The organism is Rhodococcus sp. NPDC057297 (assembly GCF_042667435.1).
Lineage (GTDB): Bacteria > Actinomycetota > Actinomycetes > Mycobacteriales > Mycobacteriaceae > Rhodococcoides.
The window spans coordinates 543,247-557,628 of sequence record NZ_JBHUZE010000001.1; the positions used below are offsets into that span (position 1 = coordinate 543,247).

A 14,382-nucleotide genomic window follows, 5' to 3' on the forward strand; every position below is an offset into this window, starting at 1 on the left:
GGCCCTCGAAATCAGAGGTCCGCCGGCTCCACTCCTGCCCTCCTCGGTCGTTCCGCCGGCTCCACTCCTGTCTTATCCGGTCGTTCCGCCGGCTCCACTCCTGCGCGGCGCCTGTTGTTTGTCGGTGGGGCGAAGTAGGGTCCTTCCCGTGATCATCGTGAGTACTGACGGTTCGTGTCTGCGGAATCCGGGTGGCGCCATCGGCTGGGCCTGGGTCAACCACACAGGGCCGTCCAACTCCGGTGGAGAAGCGTCGGGAACCAACCAGATAGCCGAGCTTCGAGCGCTTTTGGAGGCAATCCTCGCTCATCCCGGTGACGAGCCGATGCTCATCGAGTCGGATTCGCAGTACGCCATCAAGTGCGCCTCGGAGTGGCTGCCGGGGTGGAAGCGCAAGGGCTGGAAAACCGCGGGCGGATCGCCGGTGCGCAACCTGGAATTGGTGCAGAGCATCGATCGAGCAATCACGGACCGCAGCGGACCCGTCCGATTCCGCTGGGTCCGTGGACATGTCGGCAACCACTTCAACGAGGCCGCCGACGCGCTTGCCGGTGAAGCTGCCCGTGCCGTCGCCTCGGGCAAAGCGGGCCCCAGCAAACCTGTTGCTACCGCTGCCAGTGCGCCCGCTGCTGCCGCACCTGCCCGCAGCGAATCCCTCGACGAGGTCGCCACCCTCTTCTGAGGCTCGAGCCAGAGCTTGGCAGCGCTCGCACCTCAGTGTCTCGCATCTCAGTGTCTCGCATCTCAGTGTCTCGGGGCGATGCGAGCGTTCGGTAGTTCGGGCGCAGGAAGTCTGAACCCCGGTATCCGGTACCCATCGACCGTGCCGAACTGGTCGTCACGTTCCGCATGCTCCGCTCCTGCCTTCCCTGGTCGTTCCGCAGGCTCCACTCCTGCCTTCCCTGGTCGTTCCGCAGGCTCCACTCCTGCCCCGGCCTCCCAGGCCTCGCGGTAGGCCACGATGTCGTCGTGGGTGCGGCCCATGAAGTTCCACCACATCACTACTTCTTCGCCGAACGGCGGTCCGCCGAGTAGGAGCATCCGTGCATCATCGGTGCCCGAGTTCCGCAGGGTGATGGCGCGATTGCCGGGTTGGAGGTACCCCAATTCGGCTCGGGCAAGGGTGCCGGATTTCGCACCCTCGGTATCTGCGTGGTCAGCTGGGGCGACAGCCTCAACGTTCACCGAGCCCTGGTCGACGATGATGCCGTGCTCGAAGTCCTCGTCGACGTCGAGTTGGACGGCACTCCCTGCGGCAAGGACGATCTCGGCACCGAGGAGCGGTGTGAAGGTCGGGACGGGGGACGTCCGGCCCGCGAGAGATCCCAGGAACACTCGCAGCTCGGCTCCACCCGTTGTCACGGCGTCGGGGACGTAGTGCTGAAAGTCCGGCGACGTGAATCGAGCGGACCCGGGTAGTGCGACCCACAGCTGCATGCCGTGCAGGATGCGGGTGTTGTCGGTCGAGACCTCCGAGTGCGAGATTCCGCGGCCCGCGGTCATGAGGTTCAGCTCGCCGGGGTGGACGAGTGCGTGCGATCCGATGCTGTCACGGTGCTCGATCTCACCGGTGAACAACCAGCTCACGGTCTGCAGCCCGGTGTGGGGGTGCGGCGGGACGTCCATCCCGCCGGACGCGGTTACGTCGTCGGGACCGTAGTGATCGGCAAAACACCACGCGCCGATCAGGGTTCGCTGTTTCGTCGGTAGCGTTCGCCGGACGTTCATGGCGCGAGGGCCGCCGAGGGGAACGTCGCGTGGAGTGATGATCTCGAGGTTCATCGATAGCCGCCTGTCATGAGATGTCTTTCTGCGCGAGCCTCAGTTTGGTGCACAGTGCCGTCAGTGTTCGCAATTCTTCGTCGGTCAACGCGTCGCCGACGTATCTCCTGATGCGCGACGCGTGCTTCCGTCCGATCTCCCGTTGCACAGCGAGGCCGTCGTCGGTGAGGCCGACGACGGTTCCGCGTTTGTCGTTCGGGTCCGGTTCGCGTGTGACGAACCCGAGTTTCTCCAGCCGTTCACAGAGTCGACTGAGCGAGGGTTGCGTCAACAGGATCTCGGCGTTGAGGTCGTGTAGACGCGACTTCCGCGCCGGGCAATTGCTGAGCGTGAACAGTACGTCGTATTCACGCAGGCTGATCGGACCCCAGATGTCGTCGGCGGTGAACTTGCGCATCAGCGCCACCTGGGAGCGAAAGAGCGACTCCCAGGCGACGACCGACAGTTCGGTGCTAGACGGCAACGGCCGTCTCCTTCTCGGCGAGCATGCTCGCGTGGGTGGGAGGGTTCTCGGGAACCCCGGCCGGTCGTCGTGCAGCGAACTCCGCGCGCAGTGTCGGCACGACGTCCTCGCCCAGTAGATCGAGCTGCTCGAGCACCGTCTTCAGCGGCAGACCGGCGTGATCCATCAGGAACAGTTGGCGCTGGTAATCGCCGAAGAAGTCCGCGAACGCGAGCGTCTTCTCGATGACCTGCTGCGGCGAGCCGACGGTCAGCGGTGTCTGCTCGGTGAATTCCTCCATCGTCGGGCCGTGTCCGTAGACGGGCGCGTTGTCGAAGTACGGCCGGAATTCGTTCACCGCGTCCTGGCTGTTCTTGCGCATGAACACTTGACCGCCGAGGCCGACGATGGCCTGGTCTGCTCGGCCGTGTCCGTAGTGCTCGTAACGCTCGCGGTAGAGGTTGATGAGCTGGATGTAGTGCTCTTTCGGCCAGAAGATGTTGTTGGCGAAGAATCCGTCACCGTGGTACGCGGCGATCTCCGCGATCTCAGGGCTCCGGATCGAGCCGTGCCACACGAACGGCGGGATGTCGTCCAGCGGGCGAGGCGTGGAAGTGAAGCTGTCGAGCGGAGTGCGGAAGTTTCCCTTCCACGTCACGACGTCCTCGGTCCACAGCCGTCGCAGAAGCTGGTAGTTCTCGAGCGCGAGCGGAATGCCTTGCCGAATGTCCTTGCCGAACCACGGGTAGACGGGTGCAGTGTTACCGCGCCCCATGATCAGGTCGACGCGGCCGTCGGACAGATGCTGCAGCATCGCGTAGTCCTCGGCGATCTTCACTGGGTCGTTGGTTGTGATGAGGGTCGTCGACGTGGAGAGGATCAGGTTGTCGGTCTGGGCGGCGACGTACCCGAGCATCGTCGTCGGCGACGACGGCACGAACGGCCGGTTGTGGTGCTCACCGGTCGCGAACACGTCGAGACCGACCTCTTCGGCGTGCTTGGCGATGGTGACCATGGCCTTGATCCGCTCGTTTTCGGTGGGTGCGCGACCTGTCGTGGGGTCGACTGTCACGTCGCCGACGGTGAAGATTCCGAACTGCATGGTGTGCTCCCTGGCCGAATCCATCAAGCGCATTTTCATGCGTTTGCATTGACTTCTACTCCAACGGGAGTGTGGTCGGCAGTATTCCAGGCCCGTCCAGAAAAACTTTCGAAAAAGTTTCGATCCGGACCCATCCAGCCTTTCACCTGCGGCGAATGTTGGATGAGACGCCCGCGGCTGCTGTCGCCCCCGACCGCCGTCAGCTGTGGGCGTCTCCCTTACTTCTCGGCTCTGCAACGTTCGATGCTCCGGAATGCCGAAGCTGACTCAACCGGCTCAGCGTTCTCTCCAGATCGATACTCCCTGACGGGATCAAGCCGAAGGTCTCCCGTCGGCCGTCGGCGAACTTCTCCAGCGGGACCCGCGCCTGAAATCGAGTCCGGATGTCCGCGTCGTACAGGATGTCCACGAGGTTCGAGAATCTCCGAACAGCATCGTCCGACGCGTCGGCCAGTGCAGGAATCTGCGTGATGGTCAGCTCCGCACCCGCGTCGAGATGATCGACGACGGCCAGGTAATCGCTCGTCGACCTCGGGGCCTCGCACAGGTCGACGAAGGACTCTCCTGCGGCAGATTCGGTGATGGACCAGCTTCCGGCTGTGAATCCCGAACTCTTCGGGACGGCATCGCCGAGGGTGCGGTAGTCCACGGGTCCGTCGACGCACACCACTCGGAGATTCGCTTTCAGAACCTCGATGGTCGGGACGAAGGCGTCGTGAAACAACGGGTTGGGCAGTAAGCCGTCGGGTGGGTAGTTGGACGTCGCGACAAGGGCGACGCCTTGGGTCACGAGGGCGTCGAGCATCCGGGCGATGAGCCGTGCGTCGCCGATGTCGTGCACGTGGAATTCGTCGAAGCACAGCAATCGGGTGCGGCCGAGTAACGCGTCGAGCGTCGGTTCGAGCTGAAAACGATGAACGAAGTACGACGCGTGCAGGTCGCGGAAGAAGGTGTGGAAGTGAAAACGTTTCTTCGGCTCCGGTGCGGCGTCGAAGTACCTGTCCAACAGCCAGGTCTTTCCGCGTCCGACGGGTCCCCAGAGGTACAGGCCGAGTTCCTCGGCTCGGGTGAGAATGTCCACGGCGGATCGCTGGGACGGGTCCAGCTCGAAGTCGGCAGCGAACGCATCACGGGATACCGGTGGCCTCATGAAGGGAACTCTACATATGTAGAGGTTTTCGCGGTACGATCGACGCCATGGACAGAAGATCCGCGATTGCGGACGCGGCGATCGACGTCATCGCCGATTCCGGACTCCGGGCACTGACCCACCGCAAGCTCGACGACGCGATGGCGCTGCCGGCCGGATCGACGTCGTACTACTTCCGATCGAAAGCCGATCTGTTCGCTGCTGTGATCGCCCGGATAACCGACACGTCGCGAGCCGAGTTCACCCAGATGTCGACCGTCGAGGGTGATCCGGTGGGGGTGACGGTGCGGTATCTGGACCATCTCGTCACGGAGCGGGCCGCCCAACTACGCGCCCGCCACGTGCTGATGCTCGACCCGACGGTGTCCGACGCCGACCGCGCCGCGCTGGCGGGCAGCCTGTTCTCGGGGCCTGGTGCCGTCGAACTGTTCGGTGATGCCGACGTCGGTGCCGGCTACATCGCGTTGTGCGAGGGATTGGTGACGGTGGCTCTCGGGTCTCGCGCCGCGCGCGCGGAGGTGTTCCGTGCTCCTGTAGTCACTTACCTGAAGGGTGCGGGGAAGCTCTAGTTCACGAAGTCGACGCTTCTCACCCCTAGCGTCGAACGTCATGCGACGACTACCAGGTGCCACGCTCGCCCTAACCGTGGTCGCACTGTCCATGCTGGCAGCGGTCACGTTCACTGCATGTTCGTCGGCCGAAGCGGACCGGTCGCCGGACCCTCGACCTCAGTCGTCGAACGGCCAGTTCGATCTACAGGCGCACCGGGGTGGACTCGGCCTCGTCTCCGAGAGCACCCTCGAATCGTTCACCACTGCACTGGAGCTCGGCGTGACCACGCTGGAACTGGACACGCAGATCACCGAGGACGGGATTGCCGTCGTCACCCATGATCGGCAGGTCTCGTCGAAGAAATGTCTGGACACGGCACCTGTCGTCGAGCAGGATCCCGAGTTCCCCTACGTCGGCAAGTATGTGAACACGTTGACTCTGGCGCAGATTCGGACCCTGGACTGTGGGACGTTGCAGCTGGCGGACTATCCGGAGCAACGAACGGTGCCGGGTGCGCGGATGCCGACGTTGGCCGACGTTCTCGAACTTGCCGCCAGTGCCCCCGGGATCAAGCTGAATGTCGAAACCAAGGTCGAAGCGGCAAGCCCGACGGAGACGGCACCTCGTGAGCAGTTCGTCGACACTGTTCTCGGCACCATCCGGGCCGCTGGGATGCTCGACAGAGTGACGATCCAGAGCTTCGACTGGGGCGCGCTGCAGCGGGTCCGGGTAGTGGAACCTGCGCTACCGACCGTCGCTTTGACGAACGGTGACTTTCTGCAGATCGGTCAGTCCGGGAGGTCGCCGTGGCTCGGTGGCTTGGATATCGACGATTTCGACGGTGACCCGATTGCCGCGATCCGCTCGTTCGGCGCGTCCGGATTCTCGCCGGTTCAGGGAAATCCACAGAGCGGCAAGGTAAGTGACCCGGACTTCGAGCTGTACGTGACCCAGAAGATGATCGACGACGCCCATGCCGCTGGAATTCAGGTCATTCCGTGGACAGTCGACGACCCCGAGACCATGAACGTCTTGCTGGACATGGGAGTCGACGGGATCATCACCGATTACCCGGACCGGCTGCGCGCGGTGCTGAGCGACAGGGGTATGCCGCTACCCGATCCGGTCAAGGTAGGCGGCTGACCCACACGTCGGTGCGTCAACCGAGGTCGTACACGACTCCGGTGAGTCGTTCACTAGCTTCCCAGAGCTTTTCGGCGAGCTGGCGGTCTTTGGCCTTGCCGGAGAGCTTTGCCGGTGCGGGAGCGCCACGGGACTCGAACAACCACTTCGGGCCCGTGTACGACCCCGGTCCACCCTTCTCGAGTGCGTGGAGGGTAGGAAGTGCGCCGGCTTTTGCGGACTGCGAGATGATCGGCAGCCCGACGGCCGCGACGAGGGACGCGATCTTGGAACTTCCCAGGCCGTCGGGACTCGAGTACAACTCGGTCGACGAAATGCCGGGGTGGGCGGCGTTGCTCGTGATGTCGATCTTCGCGGCATCGAGACGGCGCTGAAGTTCCAGTGCGAACAGCAGATTCGACAACTTGGAGTTGGCGTAACCCCGCTGCGGGTTGTACCCGCGCGTGGCCTGCAGATCGTCGAAATCCAGTTTCGGTGCTTGCTTGTGGGCGACCGAGGAGACGGTGACGACGGTGGCCTTGTCCGACGCGCGGAGCTTAGGAAGCAGGTGGCCGGTCAACGCGAAGTGGCCGAGGTGGTTGGTGCCGAATTGAAGTTCGAAACCGTCGACGGTCTCGCGCCGCGTCGCGGGCATCATGACGCCTGCGTTGTTGATGAGGACGTCGACGCGGTCAGGAGCCGACGCCGCGAAATCACGCACCGAGCTCAGATCGGCCAGATCGAGTTCGGCAGTGTCCACGACGCCGCCGGTGCTGTTGGTTTCTGCGGCAATCTTGTCCGCCGCTGTCTTGGCCTTGTCCAGGTTGCGGCAGGCCAAGGTCACGTGGTCGCCTTGCTTCACCAACTGGAGCGCGGTGAAGTAACCGATTCCGGTGTTTCCGCCGGTGAGAATGACGCGTCGCTGTTTGTTGTCAGGCACCCGACCAGGTTACCGGCGAGTTTAGGATGTGGCCATGAATGAGCCGATCGACCACTTCCCCGCAGGCACCGGACGCCCCGCAGCAGGCGCATTCTTCGCCGCCGGTTTCACATCGCTGGAGGCGTTGGCCGGGCAGTCGGAATCGGAGCTCGCACAGCTCCACGGCGTCGGGCCCAAAGCGCTGAGCATTGTGAAGGCAGCATTGGAAGCGGAAGGCCTCGGGCTCGAACTTTAGACTGAGTCATTGCGCAGGCCCCACTCCTGAGCCCTTCTGCTCAGAACGGCGGTGGCCGGTACTTCTCGCGTTCGGCGACCACGGCGCGATGCTCGAGGAACTTCTCGCGGAGGTACATCGCGTCGGCTCGGCGCTGCGGATCGTCGAGTCTCGCGATGTCCGCCAGACTTGGTGCGCCGCCGTCGGTGCGCGCATTCAGGAGCCTCCAGAGTTGGCAGTCCTCATCCGTGATGTTGGCTTCCCACCACGTGGGTTCGTACAGTTCGTCCGGCGGGTCGGGTAAGTCGTCGTGGCGGTCGATGTTCTTGCGGGTGTCGGATCGACGGGATGCGCCCCTCGACGTCGGTTCGGACGGCATGCGGAATGGACGGACGTGGACGAAGTCCCCGGGGATGTCGACTGTTCCGAACGCGGGTGGGGTTATGTGCTGCAGCCCAGCCCCTGAGCGCCAATAGATTCCGTCCCCGGCGAGCTTGGTGCACGCCCACAGTCTCAGAGTCTTGGCCTGATGGTGGTACGGGCACAGTGGATGCAGATTTCCGAGAACGGTCCAGCCTCCGGACATCGGATCTCGATGATCGAACGGAACGATGTGGTCGATGTCGCAACGGGCAGCCGGTACCCCACAGTTGGGGAACGTGCAGGTGTGATAGCTCGCGCGAACCAGCGCGACCAGAGCGGCGCTCGGCCGGTAGGTGAGAGCTCCGGGCGGAGGCGTGCAGAATCCTCCATGTCCGTCGGGGTGCAGGCCCTCGGCGAGCGACGGGTCGAATGCAACAGCGTCCATGAACGCAGCAATCGCCGCGGACAGCGCTGCTTCTTCCCCGATCGCCGACGCATGCGGGTTCTCCTTCGCCCGCTGCGTAGGAGTCGGCAGAGGCGCTGCAGGACGTGTTCGGCCACGCGCGACAACCCGCCGAGCACGAGCAGCCCTCCGCCGACTGCGCCGTACTGAATCTTGCTCCGGTGGTCTGGAATTCGGTGTAGCAGGAGGCTCGGTACCACCATCGTTGTTACCGAGGCCGTCGTTGTCACCGAGATCGTCGTTGTTACCGAGACCATCGTTGTTACCGAGACCGTCGTTGTTACCGAGACCGTCGTTGTTACCGAGATCGTCAGTCGCGCCATCGATGTCGAGGCCGCGACGTTCGCGTGCGGCGGTCAGGGTTTCGGTGAGCAGGACCTGCCAGCGAGAGTCGGTGGCGAGGAGTCGGACGGTTTCCGCGTCCAGAACTGTGCCGTCGGACAGTGTTGCCGGCTCTTCGTTCAGTCCGAGCAGGGTTTCGATGTCGATGTGAATGTTCAGCAGGTGTGGTCGCCGGTTGGGGTTCTTGGCATCGACTCCCCGAAACGGGCATTGCTGGCTCCCGCAACGGCATTGGAGCGCATCTTCTCGGTGGATCAACGCAAGCAGGGCGTGTCCGCGTAGTTCTTTCTTGGTTCGCGGATCTTTCGGGCAGACGGTGGCTACGTACTCGTCGAGGAGGGCGTCGCATTCAGCGCCCTCGAGCACGCTCATCTTGGACACCAGGGTGGCGATGCCGGAGTCGTTGCGGCGAATCTCGGCGCATCGTTCTTCGGCGAGCGCAGCTTTTTGTGCAGCCGCGGCCTCGTCAGGGTCGTATTGGAACCAGCGGCGCCAGATGTTCTCCCGCAGCGCTTTCGGAGCACATCGCTGTGCAGCGGCGAGAATGTCTGCCTCCAGAGCTGACACAGTCTCGTCGCTGGCGCGGAGCAGGGTCAGAACTACCGTTCGGACACGGCCGTAGTCGAGGTCCCCGGCCGTGAAGGCGGCATCGATTGCCGGCAGACGCCAGAACAGATGGTTGGCGACAACGATCATCTGGCGCGCAACAGTTCGTGTCGTCGACATGGACACTGCTGCTTCGTATTCGACTGTGTGTCGGGCGCGATCGACGTTCGGTTCCTCACTGCCGTGCTCGGCCCCCAGCGCATGGACGTCCATCTCTGCGCACAGTCGTATCTCGTAGAGATCCTGCAACTCGTGAATCACCACTGCCGACGCTCGGTTCTCTGCCCGCCGTCCATCCGACAGGCGCGTCAGTGACCGCGATGCCGCACTGTCTGCATCGGATCGAACCTGCGTGGAGCCCCCCGGCTGTGCCATGCCACCTAGAGTAATCGAACATATGTTCGAACACAAGGGCCGACGATGCCTCTCTTGATCTTCTTTCTCGGCCCCACATCGGTGTGGTCGGGTCGTCTGCTCCGGTATGGCTCCCGCAACCTGGCTAACCTGAGGCGATGACCAGTACAGGCGTTGTCAGGGAGTGGTATGCCGACGAAGGATGGGGCGTTCTCGCCTCCCTGGACACTCCCGGCGGCTGCTGGGTTCACGTCAGCATGCTGTGGGCCATCGCGCTGCCTCCTGCGCGCGAGAACGAGTCCATTCATATCACCGGTTCCAGTGTTGACGCGGTCGTGGGGGAGACCGTGGATTTCGAGTGGGAACAGGTGAGACAGGACGGTTACGACTATCGCGGAATCAGCGTGAGGCCTCGTCGAGATGGCCCCGAACGGACCATTCGCTGGGAGTACGGAGGCGATCGCCGTCATTCGGGGGTGGAATTTCGGACCGCTCCGCGGCTGCAGGAATAGACGGATGAAATTATCCGACGTGCGTCCACGCGAGCCGACGATCACGGCCTAGCCTGATGCGGGCGCACGGTAGAACGTCCCGCCGGCGGGGCTGACTTGGTTCGCAATGTTGGCTGTCACCAGTATTTGGCCCGATCCGGAGTGGACATCGGTTCGGTATCCATCGTTGGTAGGTATCACCCCAGAAGTGTTTCTGCTGTCCCTGGATTCGCCCGGCGGGTTTCGTCAGCAGATGCACCTGTGGATTTGTAGAAGCCGATCCTGATTCCGGCTGCCTGTAGTCGCAGTGGTCGCTCCTGAGGTGCCCGTGTGAGACGCTGGGGTGCATGGTGAGCATGGGGGCGTGGTCGCTGGCGGACAAGGCGTCGAGGCTGGGGTGGAAGACGGTCGGCCGACGGGTCGACCTCGACGGCGACCAGTCGTGGTTGCGGGGGCCGGTATCGGGTCCGGGCGTCGTTCGGGACAGGTGGCTGCAGCAGGAGGCGGAGCGCATCGGTGGGCGCGTCGTACCCGGTTCCTCGTCGGACGGGTTGCTGCACAGCTTCGACGCGCTGGCCGGTCCGCAGTTCGACCCGAGCGCGATCGATCCGCGCATTCGCGAGTTCTACGAGCACACTGCTCGGTGGCGCATGGATGCGTGGACGCAGTGGACGACGGGCTTCGGGCTACCCGGTGCGGCCATCGAAGCGATGTACGGCAAACGTGTGCAGCAGCTTGCTCTTCCGGTACAGCCGCTGGCGGTGGCGCACGGTGTGGACAGTGAGGTCACCGAGATCGTCGACGCCGACGGCCGGCACGCCGGCTCAGCCTGGTTGCGAACTCTGCGGAAGACCGGCGACTACATGTACAGCGGTTACTACCGCGCCACGACCCTGCCCTCGGCTTCGAGTCCGAGCGTCCACGTCACCTTCCCGTTGGAGGACGGTAACGTGCAGGTCTTCCTGAAACCGACTGTCGGTCCACATGGTTCGCTGATTCTGACGTCCCCGTCGGGCAAGTTCGGGGCGGACGGCGCCTACACGGTCGTGTTGGACAAAGGTGCTTGGTACGCAGCCAGAGCGCCCATCCACGAGGTCTTCCATGTCTACGTCGACGAGGAGGGGGTGCTGCGGACCGATCACGTGCTGAAACTGTGGAACGTGACCGCTGTCCGGCTGCACTACCGCCTCACGCCCCTCGGCTGATCTCAGGTCCGATGTCCGCGCCTTCCCTCGACGAGATCGTCCGGATGTTGCGCGCCGCGGGCTGCGTGTTCGCGGAAATCGAGGCTCGGCTACTCGTCGATGCGTTCGGTGTGAACGCGCTTGAAACCGCTGTCGCACAGAGAGTCGACGGCATGCCCCTGGAACAACTTCTCGGTTGGGCAGAGTTCGCGGGTCTGCGGGTGTCGGTAGCGCCCGGTGTGTTCGTGCCGCGTCGCAGAACCGAGCTGCTCGTTCACGCCGCGGTCGATGCGGAGCCTTCGGTGGTGCTCGACATCTGTTGTGGTTCCGGGGCAGTCGCCGCTGCGATCGCACACGAGCGGCCCGGGGTGGCGCTGCATGCCTCCGACATCGCACCTGCTGCAGTTCGCTGTGCGCGTCGGAATCTGGAACCCGTCGACGGTCACGTCTACGAGGGGGACATGTACAGCGCTCTGCCACCACACCTTCGGGGGACCGTCGACGTCGTGGTCGCCAATGCCCCGTACGTTCCGACCGACGCCATCGGTTCCATGCCGTCCGAGGCGAGGGACCATGAGCCCAGAAATGCTCTCGACGGCGGTATCGACGGCCTCGACCTCCAACGGCGAGTGGCCGACGGGGCGAGGGAATGGCTTGCTCCAGCGGGCCGCATCGTGGTCGAAACCAGCGTCCGGCAAGCGCAGGACACGGCGGCGCTCGTCGAGGCGGCGGGATTCGACGCGGAGATCGTCAGATCCGAGGAACTGGACGGGACAGCGGTCGTTGGGCGCAGTCGCCGAGGATGATTCTGCCGACGGAGAACACGCTCACCACGGGGAACACCCGGAGCGCACGTGAAGTTGAGTCCACATAGCTCAACCGACCGGAGGTGCCGTAATGCCCGAACCCATCCGCCTACCTGTTCTCTTTCTGACCGACCCCGTGGTTCTGCCCGGGATGGTCGTCCCCGTCGAACTCGACGAGGCTGCGCGCGCTGCCGTGGACGCGGCACAGGCGTCCAACGACGGAACCTTGCTCGTTGCGCCCAGGCTCGAGGACCGATACGCCGCGTACGGCGTGGTCGCATCCATCGTGCAGATGGGACGGCTCGCAACCGGAGAGCCTGCCGCAGTCGTCAAGGCCGAGCGGCGCGCTCACATCGGTCACGGTGTCAGCGGGCCCGGTGCTGCCCTGTGGGTCGAGGCCGAACTCGTCGACGAGTCTGCCGTCGACGCTGGTGGTGGAACTGCCGAGAGCGCCCGAACGCTGGCAACCGAGTACAAGCAGCTCGTCGTCGCGATGTTGCAGCGCCGCGACGCGTGGCAAGTCATCGACTCGGTCAACAAGCTCACCGATCCCGGCGCGATCGCCGACACCGCAGGTTACGCGTCGTACCTGACCGATGTGCAGAAGCGGCAGCTGCTCGAGACCCCGTCCGTGCACGATCGTCTGACGCTGCTGATCGAGTGGACCCGGTCCCATCTCGCGGAGGTCGAGGTCAACGACAAGATCTCGAACGACGTGCGCGACGGCATGGAGAAGACCCAGAAGGAGTTTCTGCTTCGGCAACAACTCGCCGCGATCCGCAAGGAGCTCGGCGAGGACGAACCCGACGGCGCCGACGACTACCGCGGACGCGTCGAATCCGCCGATCTCCCGGATACAGTGCGTGAGGCCGCACTTCGTGAGGTCGGAAAGCTCGAACGCGCGAGTGATCAGAGCCCCGAGTCCGGCTGGATCAGGACGTGGCTCGATACCGTCCTGGACCTGCCGTGGTCGGTGACCACGACCGACACGACCGACATCGATTCGGCGCGAGCGATTCTCGATGCGGACCACCATGGCCTGGACGACGTGAAGGATCGTATCGTCGAGTATCTCGCGGTGCGGGCGCGTCGGACAGAGCGCGGCATGGGCCTCGTCGGTGGACGCGGATCGGGTGCGGTCATGGTGCTCGCGGGGCCGCCCGGAGTCGGTAAGACGTCGCTGGGCGAATCCGTGGCGCGTGCGTTGGGCCGCAAGTTCGTTCGTGTCGCACTCGGTGGCGTTCGAGACGAAGCGGAGATTCGCGGGCACCGGCGCACCTACGTGGGTGCGTTGCCCGGACGGATCGTCCGCGCCATCGGTGAGGCGGGTTCGATGAACCCCGTGGTGCTGCTCGACGAGATCGACAAGGTCGGTTCCGACTACCGCGGCGATCCCAGTGCCGCTCTGCTCGAAGTTCTCGATCCGGCGCAGAATCACACTTTCCGGGATCACTACCTGGACCTCGATCTCGACCTTTCCGACGTCGTGTTCCTGGCGACAGCCAATGTGGTCGAACAGATTCCGGGGCCGCTGCTCGACCGCATGGAGCTCGTCACCATCGACGGGTACACCGAGGACGACAAGGTCGTGATCGCGCGGAACTATCTGCTGCCGCGTCAGTTGGAACGTTCTGCGCTCACGTCCGACGACGTCGTCGTCACCGACGATGCGTTGCGAAAGATCGCCGCCGACTACACCCGTGAACCAGGTGTGCGTCAGTTCGAGCGTCTGCTCGCCAAGGCTCTGCGGAAGTCGGCGACGGCGCTGGCAGGGGGAAAGGCGACGGTCCGTATCGACGAGGCAGGACTCGCCGACTACCTCGGCCGACCGCGTTTCACTCCCGACGTTCACGAGAGAACCGAAGTGCCCGGTGTGGCAACCGGTCTCGCCGTGACGGGACTCGGAGGCGACGTGCTGTTCATCGAGGCATCCTCGACGGAGGGCAAGCCCGGGCTTGCTCTGACGGGGCAACTGGGTGACGTCATGAAGGAATCGGCGCAGATAGCGCTGTCCTACGTGCGATCTCACGCGGCACGATTCGGCATCGATCCGCAGGCGTTGGACCGCAGCATCCACGTCCACGTACCGGCAGGTGCCGTCCCCAAGGACGGTCCGTCGGCAGGCGTCACGATGGTGACGGCACTGGTGTCGATGGCGACGGGACGGCCGGTGCGGTCGGACGTGGGCATGACCGGCGAAGTCACGCTGAACGGTCGGGTCCTGCCGATCGGCGGAGTCAAACAGAAGTTGCTGGCCGCGCAACGGGCAGGGCTGAAGACCGTCTTCGTTCCCGCCAGGAACGAACCGGATCTGGACGACGTGCCGGCCGAGGTGCTGGGCGCCCTCGACGTGCGTCCGATGACCGATGTCGCGGACATAGTGGCTCTCGCCTTGGAGGAGGCCGTTGTGTCCGCAGTGGCGTGATGTGGCGCGTTCCTTGACCTCTACCTACGTCGAGGTTCTAGCGT

Annotated in this window: 14 protein-coding genes; 8 read left to right on the plus strand and 6 right to left on the minus strand. The window is 64.2% G+C overall.

Going from position 1 to position 14,382, the window contains the following annotated elements; genetic code table 11:
• Positions 1-148: 148 nt before the first annotated feature.
• A complete protein-coding gene (locus tag ACFULT_RS02550; RefSeq protein ID WP_037109522.1) occupies positions 149-682 on the plus strand; it encodes a ribonuclease H in 534 nt (177 codons plus the stop codon).
• 62 nt (positions 683-744) lie between these two features.
• Here ACFULT_RS02550 and ACFULT_RS02555 read toward each other — a convergent pair whose 3' ends face one another.
• From ACFULT_RS02555 to zapE, 4 genes are all read right to left on the minus strand, one after another.
• Complete coding sequence (locus ACFULT_RS02555; RefSeq protein WP_378480518.1) at positions 745-1,782, minus strand: pirin family protein; 1,038 nt, start codon at positions 1,780-1,782, stop codon at positions 745-747.
• Between the two features lie 13 nt (positions 1,783-1,795).
• The gene (locus ACFULT_RS02560) at positions 1,796-2,188 is read right to left on the minus strand and encodes a MarR family winged helix-turn-helix transcriptional regulator (RefSeq protein ID WP_037110041.1); all 393 of its coding nucleotides are present in this window, start codon (positions 2,186-2,188) and stop codon (positions 1,796-1,798) included.
• 46 nt (positions 2,189-2,234) lie between these two features.
• Positions 2,235-3,326: an LLM class flavin-dependent oxidoreductase gene (locus tag ACFULT_RS02565; protein ID WP_037109517.1), complete on the minus strand. Its 1,092-nt coding sequence runs from the start codon at positions 3,324-3,326 to the stop codon at positions 2,235-2,237.
• A 199-nt stretch (positions 3,327-3,525) separates the two neighbouring features.
• Positions 3,526-4,476 (minus strand): cell division protein ZapE, encoded by a 951-nt coding sequence (gene zapE, locus ACFULT_RS02570; protein ID WP_378480519.1) that lies wholly within the window; start codon positions 4,474-4,476, stop codon positions 3,526-3,528.
• A gap of 47 nt (positions 4,477-4,523) precedes the next feature.
• On the opposite strand from zapE, the gene ACFULT_RS02575 reads away from it, so the two are divergent.
• Together ACFULT_RS02575 and ACFULT_RS02580 are read left to right on the plus strand one after the other, a co-directional pair.
• Complete coding sequence (locus ACFULT_RS02575; RefSeq protein ID WP_378480520.1) at positions 4,524-5,045, plus strand: TetR/AcrR family transcriptional regulator; 522 nt, start codon at positions 4,524-4,526, stop codon at positions 5,043-5,045.
• A gap of 40 nt (positions 5,046-5,085) precedes the next feature.
• Positions 5,086-6,171 (plus strand): glycerophosphodiester phosphodiesterase family protein, encoded by a 1,086-nt coding sequence (locus ACFULT_RS02580; RefSeq protein ID WP_378480521.1) that lies wholly within the window; start codon positions 5,086-5,088, stop codon positions 6,169-6,171.
• 16 nt (positions 6,172-6,187) lie between these two features.
• On the opposite strand, the gene ACFULT_RS02585 is transcribed toward ACFULT_RS02580, so the two are convergent.
• Positions 6,188-7,090 (minus strand): oxidoreductase, encoded by a 903-nt coding sequence (locus tag ACFULT_RS02585; protein ID WP_019666946.1) that lies wholly within the window; start codon positions 7,088-7,090, stop codon positions 6,188-6,190.
• Between the two features lie 34 nt (positions 7,091-7,124).
• Here ACFULT_RS02585 and ACFULT_RS02590 point away from each other — a divergent pair, with 34 nt between their 5' ends.
• Positions 7,125-7,325, plus strand: coding sequence for a DNA-binding protein (locus ACFULT_RS02590; protein ID WP_037109510.1), 201 nt, complete (start codon positions 7,125-7,127; stop codon positions 7,323-7,325).
• Between the two features lie 40 nt (positions 7,326-7,365).
• Here the strand turns inward: ACFULT_RS02590 and ACFULT_RS02595 are convergent, their stop codons facing one another.
• A complete protein-coding gene (locus ACFULT_RS02595) occupies positions 7,366-9,453 on the minus strand; it encodes a DUF222 domain-containing protein (RefSeq protein ID WP_378480522.1) in 2,088 nt (695 codons plus the stop codon).
• A 137-nt stretch (positions 9,454-9,590) separates the two neighbouring features.
• Between ACFULT_RS02595 and ACFULT_RS02600 the strand changes: the two genes are divergently transcribed.
• The 4 genes from ACFULT_RS02600 to lon all read left to right on the plus strand — a co-directional run bounded on the left by ACFULT_RS02600 (position 9,591) and on the right by lon (position 14,338).
• Positions 9,591-9,944, plus strand: coding sequence for a hypothetical protein (locus ACFULT_RS02600; RefSeq protein ID WP_094719993.1), 354 nt, complete (start codon positions 9,591-9,593; stop codon positions 9,942-9,944).
• Positions 9,945-10,270: 326 nt separating this feature from the next.
• Complete coding sequence (locus ACFULT_RS02605; RefSeq protein ID WP_094719992.1) at positions 10,271-11,128, plus strand: hypothetical protein; 858 nt, start codon at positions 10,271-10,273, stop codon at positions 11,126-11,128.
• A gap of 11 nt (positions 11,129-11,139) precedes the next feature.
• Complete coding sequence (locus tag ACFULT_RS02610; RefSeq protein WP_378480523.1) at positions 11,140-11,913, plus strand: putative protein N(5)-glutamine methyltransferase; 774 nt, start codon at positions 11,140-11,142, stop codon at positions 11,911-11,913.
• Between the two features lie 91 nt (positions 11,914-12,004).
• Complete coding sequence (gene lon, locus ACFULT_RS02615; protein WP_378480524.1) at positions 12,005-14,338, plus strand: endopeptidase La; 2,334 nt, start codon at positions 12,005-12,007, stop codon at positions 14,336-14,338.
• Positions 14,339-14,382 lie beyond the last annotated feature (44 nt).